Origin of the sequence: Herpetosiphon gulosus, assembly GCF_039545135.1 — a bacterium.
Taxonomy (GTDB): Bacteria; Chloroflexota; Chloroflexia; order Chloroflexales; family Herpetosiphonaceae; genus Herpetosiphon; species Herpetosiphon gulosus.
Genome location: NZ_BAABRU010000004.1, coordinates 291,962 through 313,535, shown reverse-complemented (window position 1 = coordinate 313,535; position 21,574 = coordinate 291,962). Strand labels below are relative to the sequence as shown.

Genomic DNA, 21,574 nt, shown 5'->3' with positions numbered 1-21,574 from the left:
GTTGTCTAATTCATTTGAACAAATGGGGTGAAGAGTTGATGGCGCACTGGGCTAAGCCATCGCTCAATCGCTGGCCGATCACGCTCGCGACTGAAAATCGCAATGAATGGTTGTAAACAACGTGCCTCGTCGCAGCCGTTCAAACGCGCACCAGTAACGCTCCAGCCAAGGTTAGTTGGGCTGAATACTTGGGTGTCGAGTTGACCAACCCAGTGCTGTTGACTTGGTGCGGTGCTGCTTCCTTGCACATTGTAATAGGCCCAGCCTGGTGGTGGCGCAGTAAAATCATCAAAAATGCTGCTCGAAAGCGTCGGATATTGTTTGGTACTGCTGTGATAAAAGCTTACCGCTACATCATCACGCCCATTAACCGCCACGCTCGGCAACGAAAAGCCATTTTGGGCATTGAAAATAAATGGCCGTGCTAAACTGAATGGCAATAAGCTCAGATCACGTTCATACATTCGCACAGCATCAATATAGGGAAAGGTAATCGTGTTGCTGGAAACTGCATTCCACATAAAACCAACAGTGCCCTTGGCGACCCAACCTGCCCGAATCCGCCCGTCATCATCACTACACCAATTGTGCTGATCAGGCGTTGGACAAATGCGTGCACCAGCTGTCCATTCAGCAACCGTTACATCGCTACTGCTTGGAATTGGCTGGTTCTCATCCCATGCATAAACCCGCAGGCTGGTTTGATTGATGTGGGTCGCAAAATACATCATATCTTTAGCACCCCGCACCAAGTGCCAAGCCTGTTCACTCGTTGAAGAATAGCTCCGAATAAAGGGTAAATCATCTTCAAGGGTATCAGTTTGAATTTGGCTGACCCATGTACTATCGATGGCCCCGCCAATTGCCTGACGATCCATAGCCAGCCAAATTTGGTTGGCACTGAGTTCAAGTTGTGGCTCAACCCATGTAAAGCCTTGGGCGGCTGTCACGTCATACCATTCCCATTCCTGTTCGGCCAAACCAGCACTATCGGTGTAGGCAATTCGCATAAGCCCACGTTGGGCATCAGGAGCGTAGTTCAACAACCAAATAAACAGATCACGGCCATAATCATAGGCAAAGGCTTGTTGGCAACACAAGCCACCTGCCGCCGCAGGAAACAATGTTTGTGGGTCGAGTTGCTGCCAATGATTGCCAGCATCGAGCGAAAACAAGGTTTTTTGGCCAACCCCAACTAACCAACTATCGCCACTGGCGACCCCACGCACTGCATCGCCAAAATTCATTGCGGTTGGGATCGGATGCAGCCGTAATACCTGAAATGCGCCTGCTGGATCACCCTCACCTTCACCAAAAATATGTTCTGTAGAGCCTTGATTAGCAGCTTGAGCTTGGGGTAGGCTCCCTAGCCCGATCGCTACCAACAGCCCAACTAGGGCGACCCGCAACCAAACCATGAGCATAATCCTTTCAACAGTGACCTTCGTTTGAGCGCAACTATACCCCTGAATGGAGATTGTGACAAAAGTTTGTGACAGTTGTTGTCACAACTTACTGCTATGCTCAAACCAACATTGGCTAGGAGGTCTGCGATGCATCCAATAACCGGAATCGAAGCCGTATTACAATGGTTTGCTGAACGCTATTCATCAAACGAGGCCGAGCAAATTCGCAGTGCGGTTAATGCCAATACTCGTTTGCTCAAGGCCTGGCGTACCAATCCAGCCAATGCTCGCCCCTTGGCCAGCGATAAACATTTGTGGTGCTTGCTGGGCGCGATGTATGGCAACGCGATTTTGGCCCAAGCTCAAGCTGTGTATCGCCAAGCCACCGCCCATTACCAACGCTGGCTCAATCGCCGTCGCAATCTCCAAACCGTCGAAGTTCGTTTGCAAGGCGATTTGGCGCGTTTTGGCGAACAACACCCCCGCACTCAACGGACTTTAGCCCAACTCCAACGCCTGCATCAAGAATTATTGGCCGCTTAATCAACTGCTCATTTTGTCATTTCCTTCGAGCTTAGGTCAAAAAAGGCCTTGGCTTAATTGGCCTGCCTCGAAAATTCACCTAAAACAGCCTCTTTTTGGCTCAAAATTAGACTATACTAGAATAAACGCGGTTTTTTCCGATTTTATTGACAGAAAATGATTCTCGATTTATAATCATTCTCAATAACCATGTGACGGTATGGTCAAAGGCATAATGCGAGGTATCTATGACCGTGTTTGGTATCCGAGAAGGAACGCCCGCCGGCGATATTGTGAGCTACATTCAGCGTAAAGGTTCAGCGACTGTCAAGGAATTGGAAGATGCGCTGGCTGTGAGCACAACTGCGGTGCGCGAGCAACTAACCCATCTCACCAACCAAGGCCTCATTGCACCAACCAAAATTCGCCAAGGACCAGGCCGCCCTTCCTACCGCTATACCCTGACTGCCAAGGCCCAATCGCTCTTTCCCAAGGGCTACGATGTGCTTTTGAATGTGTTGCTGGAAGAAATTTTGGCGACCGAAGGTGCAGAAGGAATGGCCCAGTTGCTCAGTCGGGTGGGTACACGCTTAGCAACGCTCTACACGGGCGATCATCCAGCCAACGTGGCCTTACGTGAGCGTTTGATGCAATTCGTCTACACGATGAACCGCAAAGGGATGTCGATCAATGTGGCCGAATCGCCTGGTGGTGGTTGGGTGGTCAGTGAGTATGCCTGCCCTTATTTTGAGGTGGCCCAAACTCACGATAGCCTGTGCAGCATGGAACGCCAAATGATGGAAACTGCGCTCGGCCATGAAGTTGAAATTCAACGGCGCATGGTCGAAGGTCATAACGGCTGTCACTTTGTGATCAAAGCCGATGAGATTGGGATCGAGAAGCATAACTAAGTTCTTTGGCGGCTGGCGATGCAGGGGGCATGCCACGCTGTTGTGTTGAATAGCAATCTTGAATAGGAGTGTCATGAGCGCCAACAATTTGGTCATTCGCAACTTGCACGTTGCGGTCGATGGCAAAGAAATTCTTAAAGGCATTAATCTCACCATCGAAGAAGGCAAAATTCACGCCATCATGGGGCCAAATGGCTCAGGCAAGTCAACCTTGGCATATACCCTCGCTGGTCACCCACGCTATGAAGTGACCGAAGGTGAAGTTTGGTACAAAGGCCAAGATGTGCTTGATCTCGAACCAAATGATCGTTCAAAATTGGGCTTATTCTTAGCCTTCCAATATCCAGTTGCGGTAGCTGGTGTAACCGTTGCCAACTTCTTGCGGGCTGCCTTGAACGCCCATCGCGCTCAAGAAGGCGTTGATCCAAAATCAACCGCGATTCCAATGGCTGAATATCGCAAAGTGATCAAAGCCCGTATGGATATGCTGGAAATGGCTCCTGACTTTGCCCGCCGCTATTTGAACGAAGGTTTCTCAGGCGGTGAAAAGAAACGCCTCGAAATTTTGCAAATGGCTATGTTGCAGCCTGCTATGGCAATCATGGACGAAACCGACTCAGGCCTTGATATCGATGCTTTGAAGATTGTGGCCGAAGGGGTCAACAAAGTTAAAGCTGAAAAGCCCGAATTAGGCGTGTTGGTGATTACCCACTACCAACGTTTGCTCAACTACATCAAGCCCGATTATGTGCACGTTTTAATGAACGGCCAAATTGTGCGCGAAGGTGGCCCCGACATGGCCTTAGAACTCGAAGAAAAAGGTTACGATTTCATTCGAGAGGAAGTGTTCGGCAATGCCAGCTAATTTGCAATCTACTTTTGATGTGGCGCAATTTGAGGCCTTGCTGGCTAGCCGCAACGAGCCAAGTTGGCTGACCAGCCGCCGTCGCGAAGCTTGGGAAGCATTCGAAACCGCTGAGCAACCAGATTGGCGACGAACCAATTTGAAGGGCTTCAATATTGCTGATTACACATTGGCTGAAGCCGAAGTTTCGGTTGATTTTGCTGGCGCAGAAGGTGTGACGATTCTGCCTTTAGCCGAAGCAGTTCACAGCCACGCCGAATTGGTGCAACGGGTGCTTGGAAGCGCCGTTCAAACCAATCGCGATCCATTTTCAGCGCTTAATAATGCTTTGGTCAACGGCGGGATTTTTATCCACGTTGCCAAGGATCTTGAAGTTGAAGAGTTGGTGCGGATTCGCTATCACTTGAGCAATGCTGGCACAATTGTCGCCCCCCGTACCTTGATCGTTACCGAGCGCCATAGCTCGATCAATGTGATCGAAGAAATTAGCTCAGCCGATTTTGCTGGTAGCGCAGTGGTCTTGACTGGGGCTGAAATCGAGGTTGGTGACGGTGGCAAAGTTAACTTCTCCAGCGTGCAAACCTTGAACAGCAATGTGTATCTGTTGGGCAGCCAACAAATTCGCATCAACCGCGATGCTCAAGCCGAATGGCTGAACGTGGTGGTTGGCAGCGCTGTGCAACACGTTACCTTGGAAGCCAATTTGAGTGGCAACGGCTCAAGCGTCAATTGGAATGGCTTGTTGTATGGCAATGGCAAGCAAAACTTGCTAGTTGCACCCAAGCTTAATCACATTGGCTTGAACACCGAAGGCCAAATCAACTTCAAAACCGTGGTTGATGATGAAGCCTATGCTGTCTTCGATGGCATGGTCAAAATTCCCGCCACAGGCCAAGGCACCAACTCCGACTTGCGCGAAAATGCCTTGCACTTGAGCAACACTTCACGCTCGGATTCAATTCCAGGCTTGGAGATTGATGCCAATGAAGTTAAGGCTGGCCACGGCTCAACCAGCGGCCAAATCGACGAAGAGCAGTTGTTCTATCTGCAATCACGTGGTTTGCCGTTTGCCGAAGCCAAGCGCACGATCGTGTTGGGCTTTGTTGGCGAAATCATCGATATGATTCCCGATGAAGCTGTGCGCGAACGCGTCGAAACTATCGTCGCCGATAAAGTCTAACGATTTGATCCACGAAGGGCACGAAGGACACGAAGTATGTTTTTTGTGTGATCCCAAAAATAGTTAGTTTATGTATCTAGTTACAGCAACGAACTAACTATTTTTGGGAGGCGTGGATGGCAACGATTCTTTTGGCAGACGAAGTATTCGCGGTGGTTGGGGCGGCGATTGAAGTACATCGCGAGTTGGGCAGCGGATTTCTAGAGGCTGTTTATCAAGAAGCACTTGCATTAGAGTTGGCACAACGCCAAATTCAGTTTGCGGCCCAAGCACCTTTGGCAATTCGTTATAAACAGCAATTACTCCAAAAAAACTATATTGCTGATTTTATTTGTTACAACCAAGTCATTGTTGAGCTAAAAGCGCTAAATCGTTTGACAACTCTCGAAGAAGCGCAACTGATTAATTATCTCAAAGCAACCCAATTTCGGGTTGGGCTATTGATTAATTTTGGTGGTCTTGGCAAGTTGGAATGGAAACGCCTAGTTCGTTGACGTTACTGTCAACTCGTTAATTGCCCATGAATTTTAACAGATCACAAGAGCCAAACATTCGTACTCTTCGTGTCCTTCGTGGATCAAAATAAGCAATTTTTTATTAATTGCCTATAAATCTTGGTAGGATCACAAGAGCCAAACATTCGTACTCTTCGTGTCCTTTGTGGATCAAAATAAGCAATTCATGGTTTCCTTTATGGAATCGGATATTGGTGAGTTATGTCTGTACAAACAACCCTTGATATTCAGGCCATTCGCGAGCAATTCCCGCTCTTGGATCAATCGATTAACGGCCATCGCTTAGCCTATTTGGATAGCACCGCAACTGCCCAAAAGCCGTTAGCTGTGCTTGAAGCGATGGATCGCTATTATCGCACGATTAATGCGAATGTTCATCGAGGCGTGTATCAGATTAGCGAAGCCGCTACCGAAGCTTATGAAGGCACACGCCGCACAATTGGCCGCTTTATCGGCGCGAAATCGACCAAAGAAATTATTTTTACCCGCAATACCACCGAAGCTATTAACTTGGTTGCTCAAAGCTGGGGTCGTGCTAATTTGCAAGCAGGCGATCGAATTTTGCTCACAGTCAGCGAACATCATTCCAATTTAGTGCCATGGCAATTGCTAGCAGCCCAAATTGGTGTAGAGCTTGATTTTATCGAGCTTGATGCTCACGGTAGGCTCGATCTGAGCAAGCTTGATCAATTATTGACTGAACGCACCAAATTGGTGGCAATGACTCACATGTCGAATGTATTGGGTACGATCAATCCGGTTGAACGGGTGATTGCTGCTGCCAAACAGGTCGGAGCCTTGGTGGTGGTGGATGGGGCGCAAAGTGTGCCGCATATTCCAGTCAATGTTCAAGAGCTTGGCTGTGATTTCTTGGCCTTTTCAGGGCATAAAATGTGTGGCCCAACCGGCATTGGGGTTCTGTGGGCGCGACGCGAATTACTTGAAGCGATGCCGCCGTTTATGGGTGGCGGCGATATGATCAAACGGGTCGGGCTACGCGAAAGCTCATGGAACGATCTCCCATGGAAATTCGAGGCAGGCACGCCAGCGATTGCCGAGGCAATTGGCCTTGGCGCGGCGATAGACTTCCTCAATGGGCTTGGGATGGAGGCGATTCACGAGCGCGAACGCCAATTAACTCACTACGCTTGGGATAAACTCAACGGCATCGATGGGTTGACCATTTTTGGTCCACCTGCTGCCGAGCGCGGTGGCTTGGTGAGCTTTACCTTGGCTGGTGTGCATGCCCACGATGTGGCAGCGATTCTCGATACCCAAGGGATTGCAGTGCGGGCTGGGCATCATTGTACCCATCCGTTGCACGATATTCTGGGCGTGCCAGCAACGGTACGCGCATCATTCTACCTATACACGCTTGAGGAAGAAATTGATCGTTTGGCCGAAGCCTTGGTTTTGGCTCGCGATACCTTCCAACTGTGAGGCCTTGTGGACGATTTATATCGTGAAAATATATTAGATCATTATCGCCATCCGCGAAATTACGGCGAGCTTGAGCAGCCAACGATTGTGCAACACGAGCATAATCCGTTGTGTGGCGATCAACTCAGCATTTATTTGTTGGTCGAAAACGAGCGGATTGTTGATGTAAAATTTAAAGGTAAAGGTTGTGCGATTAGCCAAGCTTCAGCCTCGATGCTCAGCGAAGAACTTGCTGGCAAAAGCGTTGATGAAGCTAAAGCCTTTGATAAACAAACCATCCTCGATTTATTGGGGATACCGATTGGTCCCGTGAGGCTGAAATGTGCCTTGCTCTCGCTCAAAACGCTCAAAGCTGGTCTCTACGGGGTCAATCTGGTTGACGACGATGAGGATCGCCTTTGATCCAGTCCGCTCGATATCCAGCACTAATCAACATAATACGATTAGTTAAATTGGCTGGAGCCGGATTCGGTCTCTGGGCAATCTATGCCTTGTTCGAACGATTGGGTGAGCGGCGCTATCAACAATCAATTGCCACGGCACTAGCCGAATTTTCTGCTAACGAATGGCATCATTTAGAAACAGAATTGCAAGATTCTGAATCAAGTAATCTCATCACTTATTCGTGATCACACTATAGGAGGCTCAGGGCATGTCCAACCCTGCACAAAACGAAATCGAGTTTGATTACTCGAAGTACGGCTTTCGCGACGAAGAGAACTACACATTCAAATCCTCAAAGGGTCTGAGTGCCGATATTGTGCGCACGATCTCGGAAATGAAGGGCGAACCTGAATGGATGTTGCAACGCCGCTTGAAGGCGCTGGAAATTTTCCATAAAAAACCATTGCCCGTTAGTGGTGTCTGGGCCAACCCTCGCTTAGCCGAGTTGGATTTCCAAGATATTCACTATTATGTGCGGCCTGGCGAACGCGCCGAAAATAACTGGGACGATGTACCAGAAAGTATCAAGAATACCTTTGAAAAATTGGGTATTCCTGAAGCCGAACGCAAGTTCTTGGCTGGCGTTGGCGCTCAATACGAATCAGAAGTTGTTTACCACTCGTTGCGCGAAGAGTGGGAAAAACTGGGCGTGATCTTCCTTGATACCGATACTGGCTTGAAAGAGTATCCAGAATTGTTCAAGGAATATTTCGGCACGATCATTCCTTCAGCCGATAACAAATTTGCTGCCTTGAACACAGCGGTTTGGTCGGGTGGTTCGTTCGTCTATGTGCCCAAAGGTGTCAAGGTCGATATTCCATTGCAAGCCTATTTCCGCATCAACGCTGAAAACATGGGCCAATTCGAGCGCACCTTGATTATCGTTGATGAAGGCGCAGAAGTGCACTATATCGAAGGTTGTACCGCGCCAGTTTATAGCACCAACTCATTGCACTCAGCAGTGGTTGAAATTATCGTGAAGAAAGGTGGCAAATGCCGCTACACCACGATTCAAAACTGGGCCAACAATATCTTCAATTTGGTGACCAAACGGGCCGTAGCCTATGAAGATGCTTCGATGGAATGGGTCGATGGTAACATTGGTTCGAAGTTGACCATGAAGTATCCTGCGGTTTACATGATGGGTCGCGGCGCAAAGGGTGAGGTGCTCTCAGTTGCTTATGCTGGCGAAGGCCAACATCAAGACGCTGGGGCCAAGATGGTGCACGGCGCTCCCGACACTACCAGCCGTATCACCAACAAATCAGTCTCGAAGAACGGCGGTCGTACGACCTATCGTGGTTTGGCTAAGGTTATGCGCGGTGCACACAACGCCAAAATCAACGTGGTGTGTGATGCCTTGATTCTTGACGATCGCTCAGCCTCGGATACGATTCCCTACATCGAGATCGAGGAAGATTCAGCAACCGTCGCCCACGAAGCAACCGTCGGCAAAATCGGTGAAGAGCAATTGTTCTATCTGATGAGCCGTGGCCTCGACGAAGCCGAAGCACTTTCGATGATTGTGTTGGGCTTTATGGAGCCATTCACCCGCGAATTGCCCATGGAGTACGCGGTCGAATTGAACCGCTTAATCCAAATGGAAATGGAAGGTTCGGTCGGCTAGGCTTGGCCTACCAACGCCGAGGCGCAACCACTGCGTCCTCGGCGTTTTCTATGTCAGATCATTGTTAATCAATTTAGTTAATAAATTAAGGAATAATGATGAGCTTTCACGTTGTTGCAACGCTGCAAGATTTGGTCGAAACGTCAGCGATTCAAATTGATTTTGCTGGCGAGCAAGTCGGGATTTTTCGCTGTGGCACGCAATATTTCGCCACCAGCAACATCTGCACCCATGCCTATGCCGAATTACACGAGGGCGAGTTGGATGTTGATGATTGCACGATTGAGTGTCCGTTGCATGGCGCACGTTTTGATTTAGCTAGTGGCCGCCCGCGCTCGTTGCCAGCGACCGAACCATTGAAGGTCTACAACCTCAAAATTGAAGGCGATCAAATTTTGCTTGAGGCTTAATTATTAATTCGATAAAGGAGCAATCGATGAGCGATTATGTGAATCCTGAGGTCTTGGTGAGCACGGATTGGGTTGCCGAACATTTGAATGATCCCAAGGTGCGCTTGGTTGAGTCGGATGAAGATATTTTGCTGTATGAGATGGGCCATATCGCCAACGCCGTCAAAATCAATTGGCAAGATGATTTAAACGATTTGCAGATTCGTGATTATATTGATGGCGACGATTTTGCTGCCTTGCTGAGCCGATTTGGGATTAGTAACGACACCACCATCGTTTTTTATGGCGATAAAAATAATTGGTGGGCTTGCTATGCTTACTGGGTTTTCCAATTGCTTGGTCACGAAAAGCTCAAAATTATGAATGGTGGCCGCAAAAAATGGATCGATGAAGGCCGTGAATTGACTCGCGTTGTGCCAACATTCGAGCCAACCAGCTATGTTGTCGGCGAACCCAAGCCTGAAATTCGTGCTTTCCGCGATGATGTTTTAGCCCATATTGGTCGGCCAAATCCGCGTCAAACCGCGATTGAATTGCCCACTGGTCATAGTTTGGTTGATGTACGCTCGCCCGATGAATATACCGGCAAAAAATTGCACATGCCCGAATATCCCCAAGAAGGTGCTGTGCGCGGCGGCCATATTCCAGGCGCGGTCAATGTGCCTTGGGCTAAAGCAGTCAACGATGATGGCACATTCAAAAGCGCCGATGAAATTCGCCAATTATATGGCGATGTTGGGGTTACGCCCGAAAGTGATACCGTGGTTTATTGCCGGATTGGCGAGCGCTCATCATTGACTTGGTTTGTGCTGCATGAATTGCTGGGCTACAAAAATGTGCGCAATTATGATGGCTCTTGGACTGAATGGGGCAACGTGGTTGGCTTGCCAATTCATAATCCTACTACAAGCAAATAGTTAATCCTCTCGCCCCTAGCATCTTCTTTCGCCCGAGGAACCACAAAACAAAAAGCCCCTCTCCCGCAGCGTGGGAGAGGGGTTGGGGTGAGGGGATCTAGCTAAACAAACCACGGTTGGCATTGAGATATTCGGCCAATGATTGAGCTGGTTTACCAGTCAAGCGCTCAACGTCGTTGGTCACAAGATCCAACGCGCCTGAGCCGATCAAATCGTGGTCGATCGCGACGACGAAACCTGCGATTTGGGCAGGCAAGCCAAATTGCTCAAGTTGTTGTTGGGCGCTGGCGGCATCAATGGGCTGATAAACCACGTCGCGGCCTGCAAATTCAGCCACAGTTTCAGCGATTGCTTTGTGGCTCAAGCTCACAGGGCCAGTGATGTTATACACTTCTGAGGTTGTGTTAGCGCTGACCAAAGCGGCAGCGGCGGCAGCAGCACAATCGGCGCGGGCAACTAAGCCAGCAGCGGCATCGCCAGCGGCGGCAGCGATTACGCCCCCAGCCAAAGCGCCTTTCACTTTATCGGTAATTGTTTCAAAATAGAAGTTGTTGCGCAAGAAGCTGTAGCTCAAACCGCTGGCTACGATCGCTTGCTCGGTCGCAGCGTGTTCACGCAAAAATTCCATTGGGGCTTCGGCGGGATTGATTGCCGAGGTATAAACCAGATGCTTCACGCCAGCCGCTGCGATTGCTTTGACTGCATCAGTTTGCAAACGCACTCGTTCGCCGCCAATCACATCGATACTAATCATCAAGACACGCTCGACTCCAGCCAAGGCAGCGGTCAAACCAGCGGGATCGCTAAAATCGCCAGCAACGACTTTAACCCCTTGAGCAGCGACATCGGCCAATTTGGCGGGATCGCGGGTGATTGCCACAACTTGATTTGCCGCAACTTTTTCGAGCACTTGTTGCAAAACCAAACGACCTAATTGCCCAGCCGCACCTGTGATCGCTACCAAACCTTGGGTATTTGCCATGATTGAAAACCTCGCTAATGAATTTCTAGATCTAAACAACACTCGTTGTTTAATTGACATCTGTTGAATAGCATAAAGAAGCCGTGGTATAGTGTCAACCAGCAAAAACGAAAATTTGTTGTTTAGGCAACAAAGGAGCTAAAATGTTGGGAAACGCAGTTAAAATTGATCCGCGCACCAAGCGCACCCGTAAATTAATTCTTGATGCCTTGATTCAGCTCTTGCGCACCCGTACCTTCGAAGAAGTCACAGTTAATGAGATTGCCGAAGCTGCGACGATCAATCGCGCAACCTTCTATGCCCATTTCAGCGATAAATATGCCTTGGTCGATGAGCTGATTCGTGATGGCTTTATGCTGTATCTTGATCGGCGCATGCAGCATTATCCCGATACGCCAACGCGCTATATGCAAGCTTTGCTATGGGCGATCGCCGACCATTGGGCGATGATCCATGGTCAATGCAACCAATATCATCGGTTTTTCGATTCGTTGGCGGAAAATCAGATCAAGCGCATGCTTGAGCAGCATATTCAAACCTGGCTTGATCATTATGGGCCGTTACGTGGTGTGCCAGCCATGCAACGCCAATTACTGGCAACTATGCTTAGTTGGTCGGTTTATGCATTGGCCGCCCGCTGGCTGTATAGCGATCGTTGCCAAAACCTCGAACATTTTATCAATGATAGTGTGCCATTGCTGGTTGGTAGCATCGACGCTTTGAAAGGATGAAGAACATAGAGCATAGAACATAGAGTCAGAAATCAAAAGGCAAAAGCGGGATCGGTCATTGAAGGTTGGGGCTAGCCAAATAATCAAAATAATCAGTGTCATCTGTGGCTAAAAAAGAGCCTTCGCGTTCTTCGTGTCCTTCGTGGTTTCCGTTCTTCGTGTCCTTTGTGGATCAAATCGAGAATTGATCGTTGGAGGAAGTTATGCGTTCAACCATTCGTAGCTTAGTGACTCAAATTGCCCCTTTGGATTTACGCGAGCAGGCCGATTGTAATGAAACCTTGGCATGGATCGATAGCGATGCGCCACTGTTTCGCACGGCCAAGCCTGCAACCCCGCCAATGCACTTAGTTTCCTACATTGTGGTGTACGATCCGGCGACGGCTCAGATTTTATTGGTCGATCATCGCAATGCTCAATTATGGTTGCCATGTGGCGGCCATGTTGAGTCAGATGAACATCCAGCAATCACCGTGATTCGTGAGATCGAAGAAGAATTGGGCATTCAAGCTGAGTTTTATTGGCAAGATCCCTGCTTCATCACCGTGACCGAAACGGTTGGGTTGACCGCAGGTCATATTGATGTTTCCTTGTGGTATGTAGTGCAAGCTGATTCGCAACAACCATTGGCCTACGATCAAGCTGAATTTAGCCAAATTCGCTGGTTTGCGCTCGATCAACTGCCGTTGGAACGCAGTGATCCGCAGCTTGGGCGCTTTATTGGCAAGTTTCAACGGTTGCTCAAACGCGAAGCTCCACGACTATTGGCAGTGCGTTAACATTTCGTTTAAGCAGCTTTTAAGGCATTCAAAGGCCCAAAGCTGCGTGGTATAATCTAGCGATGCAGCCGTGCTGCCGATATTCAGACACCACGAGGTACCACATGTTTAAATGGCTTGGGAAACTACTGGGCGACCCCAACGCTAAGGTTGTGAAGAAAATGCAGCCAACCTTAGATGAAATTAACGCCCTTGAGCCAACAATGAAGGCTCTTAGCGATGAACAACTCCGTGAAAAAACGGCTGAATTACGCACACGGTTCGCAGAGCTAACCAAAGCGGATCGTGAAGCGCTCGACGACCGCTACGCCGACGAAAATCGCCACGATTCCACCGTCGAAAAAGACTATCAAAAGGAATTACGGACGATTGAAGATGCGGCGCTTGATGAATTGTTGCCCGAAGCTTTTGCTTTGGTGCGCGAAGCCTCAAGCCGCGTGATTGGTCAACGTCACTACGATGTCCAGATGATCGGCGGGATTGTGCTGCACGAAGGCCGCATCGCCGAAATGAAGACTGGCGAAGGTAAGACCTTGGTGGCTTCCTTGCCCTTGTTCCTCAATGCAATTCCTGGCCGTGGCGCACACTTGGTTACCGTCAACGACTACCTCGCCAAAGTTGGTGGTGGCTGGATGGGGCCAATCTTCCATAGCCTCGGCATGAGCACGGGCTATATCGCCCACGATTATTCAGCGATTTACGACCCCAATTATATCGACCCCAACGCCAAACAAGATGATAGCCGTTTGGTGCACTGGCGGCCTTGCTCACGCCGCGAAGCCTATATGGCCGATATGACCTACGGAACAAATAATGAATATGGCTTCGATTATCTGCGCGATAACATGGTGCAGCACAAAGATCAATGTGTGCAGCGTGAATTGCACTATGCGATTGTTGACGAAGTAGATAATATTTTGATCGACGAAGCCCGTACTCCCTTGATTATCTCTGGCCCAGCCCAAGAATCCAGCGATAACTATCGTCGGTTTTCTTCGTTGGTGCGTGGCCTCAAGCGCTCAAGCATTTCGCCAGATGAAGTGCGCAAGGGCTTGAAAGACGATTTCGATGGCGATTATTGGATCGACGAAAAATCACGCTCAATTACCTTGACCGAATCGGGCTTAGAGGTGATGGAAAAACGCCTCAATTTGCCTGATGGCGAAAATATGTACGATGCCAAGAACTTTGAATTAACTCATTATTTGGAAAACGCCCTCAAGGCCGAATATGTTTTCCATCGTGATGTTGATTATGTGGTGCAAAATGGCGAAGTCGTGATCGTCGATGAATTTACAGGCCGGACAATGCCAGGTCGGCGTTGGTCAGATGGCTTGCACCAAGCGGTTGAAGCCAAAGAAGCGGTCGAAGTGCGCCGCGAGAACGTCACCTTGGCAACCATCACCTTCCAAAACTACTTCCGAATGTACAATAAACTTGGTGGCATGACTGGTACAGCGATCACCGAAGCTGAAGAATTTAGCAAAATCTACAATTTGGAAGTGGTGATTATCCCGACCAATCGCCAAGTCGTGCGCGAAGATTATCGCGACCATATTTATGCCTCGCAAAAAGCCAAATATCACGCCGTACTGCGCGAAATCAAAGAGATGCACGCAGTTGGCCGCCCAGTTTTGGTCGGTACAACCTCGGTCGAAAGCTCCGAAATTGTCAGCAATTTGCTGAAGCAAGAAGGGCTTGAACACTATCTTTTGAATGCTAAGCAACACGAACGTGAAGCTTATATCGTGGCTCAAGCTGGTCGCACGGGTGCGATCACAATTGCGACCAACATGGCTGGTCGGGGAACTGACATTTTGCTGGGCGGCAACCCCGATGGTTTAATTGAGGAACATCTCAAAGCTCTTGGCACAACCATTGCCGATGCAACGCCTGAGCAACTAGCCCAAGTCCAGGCCCAAGCTAAAGCCGATGTCGAGGCTGAGCGTAAAGCTGTGATGGAAGCTGGTGGCTTGCACATCATCGGCACTGAGCGCCACGAAGCTCGCCGGATTGATAACCAACTCCGTGGTCGGGCTGGCCGTCAAGGCGACCCGGGTTCGTCGCGCTTCTTCATTTCACTTGAAGATGAGTTGATGACCCGCTTCGGACGAATTGACACGATCAAGCGCTTGATGGAGCGTATGTCTGATGGCGATGAAGAATTGCCACTCGAATCGGGCTTGCTCGATAAAGCGATCGAAAGTGCCCAAACTCGGGTTGAAGGTTATAACTTTGATGTGCGTAAGCATGTGGTCGAATACGACGACGTGGTGAACAAGCAGCGCGAAGTGATCTACGCTGACCGCCATGCTATTCTTGGCGGCGAAGATATGGGCGACCGGATTCTTGAGATGGTCGTTGATGAAATCGACATCCATGTCGAAGAATTTCTCGATAACCGCGAGCTAGACAAGCCCGATCTCGAAGGATTCTTGCGTCAGTTGTATTCGATTGTGCCCCAACTCAAAGCCCAAGAAACTGAATTGGCAGCCCGCTTCAAAGGCAAACAAGCTGATGAAATTGGCGAAATTGCTACCGAAGTGGTGGAAGAAGCCTACAATCGGCTTGGCGAAGAGTTGGCAACCCAATACACCACCTTATTACAACGCGGAGTTCAGCCAATTCCTGGGGTCAGCGGCCCAGAAGCCTTCTTTGCCCACTTCGAGCGCCAAGAAATGCTGGGGGCAATCGATCGCGAATGGATCGATTATCTAACAGCGGTTGATGAAATGCGCCAAGGCATCGGCAACGTCGCAATTGCCCAACAAGATCCATTGGTAGCCTTCAAACGCGAAGCCTTTAAGATGTTCGACGAACTCAAAGGCAACATTCAAAACCGGATCGTCTACAACTTCTTTACCGACGCTGCTAACTGGCAAGTGCGTTTGCGCCAAGTTGAGCTTGAAATGGAAGCCCGTTTGGCTCTGGCTCAAACCGCTGGTGGTTCAGAAAACGCTACTGAAGAAGCTCCCAAGCCCGCCAAACGTGGAGTTGGTGGGGCGGCGCGACGGGTCAGCAATGCCGCAGGCCAAGCTGCACCAGCCCGCCGAATTGTGATCAAAATCGGCCGCAATGATCCTTGCCCATGCGATAGCGGCAAGAAGTTCAAAGCTTGCCATGGCTTGCCGGGCAAAGAAGCCGAACTTGAGGCGATTTTGGCGGTCAAGCATACCCATGCTCAAGCAGTTGGCAAAAAATAGCATTTGACATAACTAATCATCGTTGCTAGGCCGTGGGGTGTTTTTGCTCTACGGCCTGTTTATTTAAGAACATAGAACCAAGTCAGAAGTCAAAAATCAAAAGGCAACATAGTAGGGGTCAGGATTCAGGGGCGAGGGGTCAGAATGAGCGGCGAGAATCTAGGAAGTACAGAGGCAACAGCAGCATAATCATCAAAATCTGTGCTAATCTGTGGCTTGAAACTGCTCTTCATGTGCTTCGTGGATCAATCTGCGCGGTTCAGCAATTATTGGTTAAAATAGCTATTTGTAATAATCTTGATGGATAGAGATCTGCATATGCGAATTGTAGTTAAACTTGGGACGAGCGTTTTGACCGACGGAACCGACCGTTTGCATCGCCCACGCATGGTCGATTTGGCGCGTCAGATGGCCCAATTACGTGATGTTGGCCACGAAGTTGTCTTGGTTTCTTCAGGCGCAGTGTTGGCTGGCTGGGAGCGCTTGGGCTTTCCCAAACGACGGCGTGAGTTGACCCATAAACAGGCGTTGGCGGCAGTTGGGCAGGGCCGTTTGATGCATATTTATGGTCAATTATTTGAAATTTACGATGTGCCTGTAGCTCAAACGCTGCTTACCCGCGCCGACTTGCGTGATCGAGTGCGCTACCTGAATGCCCGCGCCACCTTATTAACTTGCTTGGAAATTGGCGTATTGCCAATTATCAATGAAAATGATGCAGTGGCAGTTGATGAGATTCGCGTCGGCGATAATGACACACTTTCAGCTTTGGTCGCGAATTTGGTTGATGCCCAGTTATTGGTCATTTTGAGCGATATTGCTGGCTTATATAGCGCCGACCCACGCCATAACCCTGAAGCAACCCTGATCGACGATGTTGCGGCGGTGAATGAACAGGTTTATGCTTTGGCAGGAGCGGCGGGTTCGCATCGTGGCACTGGCGGTATGTTCACCAAAATTCAGGCTGCCGAATTGGCGACCCGTGCTGGCACAACCATGGTGATTGCTGCTGGTAACGAGCCGAACGTACTTGTGCGCTTGGTCGCTGGCGAGAGTGTTGGCACACGGTTTCGGCCAGTCAGCACCCGCTTGGAAAGCCGCAAACGCTGGATTATGGCTGAGCGCGTGCGCCAAGCCCATATTGCAGTTGATGCAGGTGCAGTTCAAGCCCTCACTCAGCAAGGCCGTAGCCTGTTGCCTGCTGGAATTGTGGCAGTTGAAGGCGAATGGCGACGCGGCCAAACTGTAGCGATTGTCGCGCCCGACGGCCAAACGATCGCCTGTGGCCTATGCCAATATGCCGCCCACGAAGTTGCCCAAATCAAAGGCTCGCGCACCAGCGATATCGAAAGCATTCTCGGCTATTCTTATGGCGCTGAAGTCATTCACCGCGATGATATGGTAGCCTTTGTTAAGGATGAATTATGAAGTGGGAAAAGGGATGAAGAAGGAATTTTTGTGGCTTCAAATTGATATCTCGGTTTTATCAAAAGCTGAAGGATGGTGGATTGCTACATCCTTCATCCTTCCATAAAGAGGGAGGATGATTTTGCAATTTTGAATAATTACTTATTTCTACTAAGGTGCTAATAGTTGAGGAATGCTATTCATCCTTCATCCTTCATCCTTCTATAAGGGGTATTATGGCTAAACTCTATTTGATTCGCCATGGCCAGGCTGTGGTGAATGTCGAGCCGATTATTGGTGGGATCAAGGGTGATCGTGGCTTGACAGCCTTGGGTGTGCAACAAGCTGAATCGTTACGTGATCGGCTGATGGCAACTCGCGAGATTGTGCCCGATTTATTTATTTGTAGTACGATGCCACGTGCAATGCAAACAGCCGAAATTATCGCGCCAGCGTTTGCCAAGCCCTTGCTTTACGATGAAGGTTTTTGTGAGTTCAATGTGGGCGAGGCTGATGGCCTGAGTTGGAAAGAGTATAATGCGCGTTATGGAAAGTTTGATTTCGACCTACGCAAGCCCTTATCGCCTGGTGGCGAGACTTGGCAAACCTTTTGTCAACGCACTCATTTCAATTTTGAACGGGTGCTGAACGCCAATCCCGAGGCCACGATTGTAATTGTTTGCCACGGTTGGGTGATAGAATCGTCGTTAAGCTATTTTTGGCCGCATACTCGTAGCGAACAACCAAATGTCGATCTCGAAGTAACCAATACATCCTTGACCCATTGGTATCAGCATCAGCGGGGTGGGCAGGTGCGCTGGTTTTTGGGTGGCTACAACGACGCTGTGCATTTACATGCCGCTGTTCGTTGGCAACTCGAAGGCGATCTGGAAGGTGAGGATCATCCAGCCGCCCCGCTTGGCGAGTTATGACGGCTAGCATGAGGAGTATCCAATGCTTGAGGCAATGGGTCAGCGAGCAAAGCTGGCAGCACGAATATTGGCCCGCACAACTACGGCTCAACGTAATGCTGCCGTCGAGGCCATGGCTGAAGAACTAAGCCTTGATCGCGAATCAATTCTTTCGGCCAACGAGGCTGATATGCGACTGGGGCGCGAGGCTGGCTTAACCCCAGCCTTGCTTGATCGTTTATTACTTAACGAGCAGCGACTTGAAACAATTGCCAACGATGTGCGCACCGTGGCGGTTTTGCCTGATCCGGTTGGCGAGATATTTGAGCAAGGTGTGCTGCCAAATGGCTTGCGCATCGAAAAGCGCCGCGTGCCGCTGGGAGTAGTTGGCGTAATCTATGAGGCGCGGCCAAATGTTACTGCTGATGTGGCAGCGTTGTGTATCAAGGCAGGCAGTGCGGTGATTTTACGGGGTGGTAAGGAGATTACCCGTTCAGCTGGAGCATTGGTTCAAGCTCTCCGTCGTGCCTTAGAACGAGTTGATCTGCCCGCTGATGCCTTGCAACTAATCGACAATCCTGATCGCGAATTGGTGCGCGGCTTGCTGACCTTGGATCGCTATGTGGATATGATTATTCCGCGTGGTGGTTCGGGCTTGCACGATTTTTGCCGTAAAACTGCCACAATTCCGGTGATTACGGGCGGAATTGGGGTTTGCCACGCCTACATTGACCATACTGCGCCACTTGAGCAAGTTGTGCCAATTATTGTTAATGCCAAAGTGCAACGCCCAAGCGTGTGCAACTCGCTCGAAACCGTGTTGATTGAGCGTAGCGCCGCCGCCAAAGTGCTGCCACGGCTCGGTGCAGCTTTGTACGAAAATAAGGTCGAATTGCGCTGTGATCCTGAGTCGTTGGCGATCTTACGCGAAGCTGGTAGCGCCGATTGGCACTTAGTTGCGGCCCAGCCCGCTGATTTTGGTCAAGAGTTCTCGGCATTAATTTTGGCGGTACGAGTGGTTGATGGGCTTGATCAAGCGATTGAGCATATTGATAACTATGGCACTGACCATTCCGACACGATTTTATCGCACGATCCAGCGGCGATTGAGCGCTTTTTGAACGAGGTTGATTCGGCGGTCGTTTATGCCAATTCCTCAACCCGTTTCACCGATGGCTCGCAAATGGGCTTGGGCGCTGAAATTGCGATCAGCACCCAAAAATTGCATGCACGTGGCCCGATGGCTTTGCGTGAACTGACCTCGTACAAATGGGTAGTCCGCGGTGCTGGCCACATTCGCGATTGATGCTTCTAGTGGGCAATCGCGCTCGTTTGGCGTGGATTGCCCGTTTGTTGATCGGCCCGCAAACTCCAAAGCGTTGCGATCGCGCCAACCACATCAGCGCCAGCAAAAAAGAGCAATTGCCATGGCCCTACACCAGCAATTACCCACCAACCGAAGATCAACGGCACGCTCAGCCGCAAAATCACTGTGGTCATGGCATAGCGGCGCAGATCGATTGGGCTAACATTCATGTGTAAAACCCCAATAAATCCCACCAACATGCCTGCCACGCGCGGCCAAACCTCAGTCGTTGCTGGCATGCCAAATAAACTCAAGAGCAGATTTGGCGCAAGCGCAGCCAAAAGCCCAGTGCTCACCGCATACCAACCAAACCAGCGTAAACTCCGAATAGTTCTAAGCATCAGAAACTCCTTGAGAACAGGCCATCTCGGCCAAAGCGTGAATAACTGGGCATTCACGCGGATCATCAGCGGAACGAGCGGCGAATTCGTGCAAGGCCTGGCGCAAACGCTGAAACTGTTGAACCGTCTGGTCAATTTGCTGAACTTTTTGATCAACAAATTGCTGAATCAAGGCTTGCTCGGTATTTTGCGGGCTGAGTTGCAGAAACATGCCCATTTCACGCAAGCTAAAGCCCAATGCTTGACCTTGCTTGATTGCCAAAATTCGCGCAACAACCGTGTTTGAATAATCGCGATAGCCTGATTCACGGCGTTGGGCGGTTTCGATCAAGCCCATGCGTTCATATAAGCGCACCGTTTGCACACTCACGCCACAGCGGCGAGCTACTTGGCCAATTTGCATCGCTCAATTCCTTTCTGCTGCTTAGCATAAACCCTATACTATGCTATAGAGTCAAGCCGCAATTTGAGCAAGGATGAAGGATGCATTATGAAGGATGAAAAGCTTGATTTAACGCAGAGGCACAGAGAAAAAGATGAGGGATGAAGGATGAGGGATGAAACTGCGAAGGGCACGAAATGAGGCTATAGGCTATGGACTATCGGCTATTCCTTGGTATTTCAATAACGTAATTCCAATAGCCAATAGCCTGTATCCATTCACCCTCTGCGTTTCTGCGTTAAAAATCGTTCTCGCCGCTTGGCCGACCTTTTCGCCTGTACTTCAGAATCTCATGGCGTGGTAGCAGTTGCGTTGGCAACAGATAAAGCCTATGATATCGAACGCCAATGGCAATTTGCCGATGATGAGGCGCAGATCATGCGCTTGGTCATGGCCATGCTGCTGTGGCGCTGATGTGCTATGGAGAACTGATTATGACTGAATCCATTGGGATTCTTGGTACGGGTGAGATGGGAGGCATCTTGGCGCGGGCCTTCAGTCGGGCAAACTATCCGGTTTTGCTGGGATCGCGTGCTGCTGCGCGGGCGGCAGAACGGGCTACCGCGCTGGCCGTTGCTGGTGGGGGGAAGATTCAGTCTGGTGACTATACAACGACAGTCCAATCAGCCTCGATTTTAATCCTCGCACTGGGCTTTTCGGATGCCTTGACCTTGCTCCCAACGCTCGGAACAGCCTTGAACGGCAAACTGGTGGTGGATATTAGTACTCCGTGGGGTGATGAAATTGCCGAGCGCTCCGCCGCCGAACGTCTAGCGGATCAGCTGCCTGCCACGGCGCAGCTTGTTGGTGCGTGGAAAACGACCTTTGCAGCGACGCTTGATGGGCCACACGATCTCCAGCACGATGTGTTTGTGTCGGGTGATCATGCGGCGGCCAAGCAGCGGGTAAGTGGTTTAATTCAGAAACTGGGGTTTCGGGCGGTGGATTGTGGAAATTTGGCAACCGCCCGAGTCTTGGAGGGGATGGTGCGATTAATGGGACCAATCGCCCGGTCGCTTGCCCCCGCCGAGCGCCATGGCTCACCTGCATGGAAGTTTTTGCCTTAGGGCATGGTCACACTGCACGACGATGATTTGGGAGTGGAGAAAGGGGATGGTCTGCGCCTCGGCATTAAAACTTCCCCAACTTCTCTGCCTCTTATTTCATCCTTCATC

21 protein-coding genes are annotated in these 21,574 nt (G+C 49.9%); 17 read left to right on the top strand and 4 right to left on the bottom strand.

What is annotated here, in order from left to right:
- Positions 1-5: 5 nt before the first annotated feature.
- Entirely contained in the window at positions 6-1,418 is a 1,413-nt protein-coding gene (locus tag ABEB26_RS07245) for a hypothetical protein (RefSeq protein WP_345721301.1), read from the bottom strand.
- A gap of 135 nt (positions 1,419-1,553) precedes the next feature.
- Here ABEB26_RS07245 and ABEB26_RS07240 point away from each other — a divergent pair, with 135 nt between their 5' ends.
- From ABEB26_RS07240 to ABEB26_RS07195, 10 genes are all read left to right on the top strand, one after another.
- Positions 1,554-1,949 carry a hypothetical protein gene (locus tag ABEB26_RS07240; protein ID WP_345721300.1) on the top strand — a complete coding sequence of 132 codons (396 nt, stop codon included), beginning with the start codon at positions 1,554-1,556 and terminating at the stop codon, positions 1,947-1,949.
- A 227-nt stretch (positions 1,950-2,176) separates the two neighbouring features.
- Entirely contained in the window at positions 2,177-2,839 is a 663-nt protein-coding gene (locus ABEB26_RS07235) for a helix-turn-helix transcriptional regulator (RefSeq protein ID WP_345721299.1), read from the top strand.
- 73 nt (positions 2,840-2,912) lie between these two features.
- Entirely contained in the window at positions 2,913-3,704 is a 792-nt protein-coding gene (sufC, locus tag ABEB26_RS07230) for a Fe-S cluster assembly ATPase SufC (RefSeq protein WP_012187972.1), read from the top strand.
- Positions 3,694-4,884, top strand: a complete 1,191-nt coding sequence (gene sufD, locus ABEB26_RS07225) for a Fe-S cluster assembly protein SufD (RefSeq protein ID WP_345721298.1) — start codon at positions 3,694-3,696, stop codon at positions 4,882-4,884. Before sufC ends, sufD begins: the two co-directional genes overlap by 11 nt.
- Before the next feature lie 116 nt (positions 4,885-5,000).
- The gene (locus tag ABEB26_RS07220; protein WP_345721297.1) at positions 5,001-5,378 is read left to right on the top strand and encodes a GxxExxY protein; all 378 of its coding nucleotides are present in this window, start codon (positions 5,001-5,003) and stop codon (positions 5,376-5,378) included.
- A gap of 222 nt (positions 5,379-5,600) precedes the next feature.
- Complete coding sequence (locus ABEB26_RS07215; RefSeq protein WP_345721296.1) at positions 5,601-6,839, top strand: aminotransferase class V-fold PLP-dependent enzyme; 1,239 nt, start codon at positions 5,601-5,603, stop codon at positions 6,837-6,839.
- A 6-nt stretch (positions 6,840-6,845) separates the two neighbouring features.
- Positions 6,846-7,241 carry a Fe-S cluster assembly sulfur transfer protein SufU gene (gene sufU / locus ABEB26_RS07210; RefSeq protein ID WP_345721295.1) on the top strand — a complete coding sequence of 132 codons (396 nt, stop codon included), beginning with the start codon at positions 6,846-6,848 and terminating at the stop codon, positions 7,239-7,241.
- A 250-nt stretch (positions 7,242-7,491) separates the two neighbouring features.
- On the top strand, positions 7,492-8,910 hold the full coding sequence (gene sufB, locus ABEB26_RS07205; RefSeq protein ID WP_345721294.1) for a Fe-S cluster assembly protein SufB: 1,419 nt from the start codon (positions 7,492-7,494) through the stop codon (positions 8,908-8,910).
- A gap of 98 nt (positions 8,911-9,008) precedes the next feature.
- Positions 9,009-9,320, top strand: coding sequence for a Rieske (2Fe-2S) protein (locus ABEB26_RS07200; protein ID WP_345721293.1), 312 nt, complete (start codon positions 9,009-9,011; stop codon positions 9,318-9,320).
- A gap of 26 nt (positions 9,321-9,346) precedes the next feature.
- Positions 9,347-10,237 (top strand): sulfurtransferase, encoded by an 891-nt coding sequence (locus ABEB26_RS07195; RefSeq protein ID WP_345721292.1) that lies wholly within the window; start codon positions 9,347-9,349, stop codon positions 10,235-10,237.
- Positions 10,238-10,334: 97 nt separating this feature from the next.
- Here ABEB26_RS07195 and ABEB26_RS07190 read toward each other — a convergent pair whose 3' ends face one another.
- A complete protein-coding gene (locus ABEB26_RS07190; protein WP_345721291.1) occupies positions 10,335-11,219 on the bottom strand; it encodes an NmrA family NAD(P)-binding protein in 885 nt (294 codons plus the stop codon).
- 143 nt (positions 11,220-11,362) lie between these two features.
- Between ABEB26_RS07190 and ABEB26_RS07185 the strand changes: the two genes are divergently transcribed.
- The 6 genes from ABEB26_RS07185 to ABEB26_RS07160 all read left to right on the top strand — a co-directional run bounded on the left by ABEB26_RS07185 (position 11,363) and on the right by ABEB26_RS07160 (position 19,556).
- Positions 11,363-11,950: a TetR/AcrR family transcriptional regulator gene (locus ABEB26_RS07185; protein ID WP_345721290.1), complete on the top strand. Its 588-nt coding sequence runs from the start codon at positions 11,363-11,365 to the stop codon at positions 11,948-11,950.
- A 203-nt stretch (positions 11,951-12,153) separates the two neighbouring features.
- Entirely contained in the window at positions 12,154-12,729 is a 576-nt protein-coding gene (locus ABEB26_RS07180; protein WP_345721289.1) for an NUDIX hydrolase, read from the top strand.
- Positions 12,730-12,833: 104 nt separating this feature from the next.
- Positions 12,834-15,932: a preprotein translocase subunit SecA gene (gene secA, locus ABEB26_RS07175; protein WP_345721288.1), complete on the top strand. Its 3,099-nt coding sequence runs from the start codon at positions 12,834-12,836 to the stop codon at positions 15,930-15,932.
- A 318-nt stretch (positions 15,933-16,250) separates the two neighbouring features.
- On the top strand, positions 16,251-17,360 hold the full coding sequence (gene proB, locus ABEB26_RS07170; RefSeq protein ID WP_345721287.1) for a glutamate 5-kinase: 1,110 nt from the start codon (positions 16,251-16,253) through the stop codon (positions 17,358-17,360).
- 215 nt (positions 17,361-17,575) lie between these two features.
- Positions 17,576-18,271: a histidine phosphatase family protein gene (locus ABEB26_RS07165; RefSeq protein WP_345721286.1), complete on the top strand. Its 696-nt coding sequence runs from the start codon at positions 17,576-17,578 to the stop codon at positions 18,269-18,271.
- 22 nt (positions 18,272-18,293) lie between these two features.
- The gene (locus ABEB26_RS07160) at positions 18,294-19,556 is read left to right on the top strand and encodes a glutamate-5-semialdehyde dehydrogenase (RefSeq protein WP_345721285.1); all 1,263 of its coding nucleotides are present in this window, start codon (positions 18,294-18,296) and stop codon (positions 19,554-19,556) included.
- Between the two features lie 5 nt (positions 19,557-19,561).
- Here the strand turns inward: ABEB26_RS07160 and ABEB26_RS07155 are convergent, their stop codons facing one another.
- Positions 19,562-19,957 carry a hypothetical protein gene (locus ABEB26_RS07155; RefSeq protein WP_345721284.1) on the bottom strand — a complete coding sequence of 132 codons (396 nt, stop codon included), beginning with the start codon at positions 19,955-19,957 and terminating at the stop codon, positions 19,562-19,564.
- The gene (locus ABEB26_RS07150; RefSeq protein WP_345721283.1) at positions 19,950-20,360 is read right to left on the bottom strand and encodes a heavy metal-responsive transcriptional regulator; all 411 of its coding nucleotides are present in this window, start codon (positions 20,358-20,360) and stop codon (positions 19,950-19,952) included. The genes ABEB26_RS07155 and ABEB26_RS07150 overlap by 8 nt, the downstream gene beginning before the upstream one ends.
- 473 nt (positions 20,361-20,833) lie before the next feature.
- Between ABEB26_RS07150 and ABEB26_RS07145 the strand changes: the two genes are divergently transcribed.
- Positions 20,834-21,466 carry an NADPH-dependent F420 reductase gene (locus ABEB26_RS07145; protein ID WP_345721282.1) on the top strand — a complete coding sequence of 211 codons (633 nt, stop codon included), beginning with the start codon at positions 20,834-20,836 and terminating at the stop codon, positions 21,464-21,466.
- The last annotated feature ends 108 nt before the right edge of the window (positions 21,467-21,574 follow it).

Bases quoted from the DNA above. Each gene is read 5' to 3' on its own strand.
- ABEB26_RS07245 (WP_345721301.1), bottom strand. From the start codon at position 1,418: ATGGTTTGGTTGCGGGTCGCCCTAGTTGGGCTGTTGGTAGCGATCGGG.
- ABEB26_RS07240 (WP_345721300.1), top strand. From the start codon at position 1,554: ATGCATCCAATAACCGGAATCGAAGCCGTATTACAATGGTTTGCTGAA.
- ABEB26_RS07235 (WP_345721299.1), top strand. From the start codon at position 2,177: ATGACCGTGTTTGGTATCCGAGAAGGAACGCCCGCCGGCGATATTGTG.
- sufC (WP_012187972.1), top strand. From the start codon at position 2,913: ATGAGCGCCAACAATTTGGTCATTCGCAACTTGCACGTTGCGGTCGAT.
- sufD (WP_345721298.1), top strand. From the start codon at position 3,694: ATGCCAGCTAATTTGCAATCTACTTTTGATGTGGCGCAATTTGAGGCC.
- ABEB26_RS07220 (WP_345721297.1), top strand. From the start codon at position 5,001: ATGGCAACGATTCTTTTGGCAGACGAAGTATTCGCGGTGGTTGGGGCG.
- ABEB26_RS07215 (WP_345721296.1), top strand. From the start codon at position 5,601: ATGTCTGTACAAACAACCCTTGATATTCAGGCCATTCGCGAGCAATTC.
- sufB (WP_345721294.1), top strand. From the start codon at position 7,492: ATGTCCAACCCTGCACAAAACGAAATCGAGTTTGATTACTCGAAGTAC.
- ABEB26_RS07200 (WP_345721293.1), top strand. From the start codon at position 9,009: ATGAGCTTTCACGTTGTTGCAACGCTGCAAGATTTGGTCGAAACGTCA.
- ABEB26_RS07195 (WP_345721292.1), top strand. From the start codon at position 9,347: ATGAGCGATTATGTGAATCCTGAGGTCTTGGTGAGCACGGATTGGGTT.
- ABEB26_RS07190 (WP_345721291.1), bottom strand. From the start codon at position 11,219: ATGGCAAATACCCAAGGTTTGGTAGCGATCACAGGTGCGGCTGGGCAA.
- ABEB26_RS07185 (WP_345721290.1), top strand. From the start codon at position 11,363: ATGTTGGGAAACGCAGTTAAAATTGATCCGCGCACCAAGCGCACCCGT.
- ABEB26_RS07180 (WP_345721289.1), top strand. From the start codon at position 12,154: ATGCGTTCAACCATTCGTAGCTTAGTGACTCAAATTGCCCCTTTGGAT.
- secA (WP_345721288.1), top strand. From the start codon at position 12,834: ATGTTTAAATGGCTTGGGAAACTACTGGGCGACCCCAACGCTAAGGTT.
- proB (WP_345721287.1), top strand. From the start codon at position 16,251: ATGCGAATTGTAGTTAAACTTGGGACGAGCGTTTTGACCGACGGAACC.
- ABEB26_RS07165 (WP_345721286.1), top strand. From the start codon at position 17,576: ATGGCTAAACTCTATTTGATTCGCCATGGCCAGGCTGTGGTGAATGTC.
- ABEB26_RS07160 (WP_345721285.1), top strand. From the start codon at position 18,294: ATGCTTGAGGCAATGGGTCAGCGAGCAAAGCTGGCAGCACGAATATTG.
- ABEB26_RS07155 (WP_345721284.1), bottom strand. From the start codon at position 19,957: ATGCTTAGAACTATTCGGAGTTTACGCTGGTTTGGTTGGTATGCGGTG.
- ABEB26_RS07150 (WP_345721283.1), bottom strand. From the start codon at position 20,360: ATGCAAATTGGCCAAGTAGCTCGCCGCTGTGGCGTGAGTGTGCAAACG.
- ABEB26_RS07145 (WP_345721282.1), top strand. From the start codon at position 20,834: ATGACTGAATCCATTGGGATTCTTGGTACGGGTGAGATGGGAGGCATC.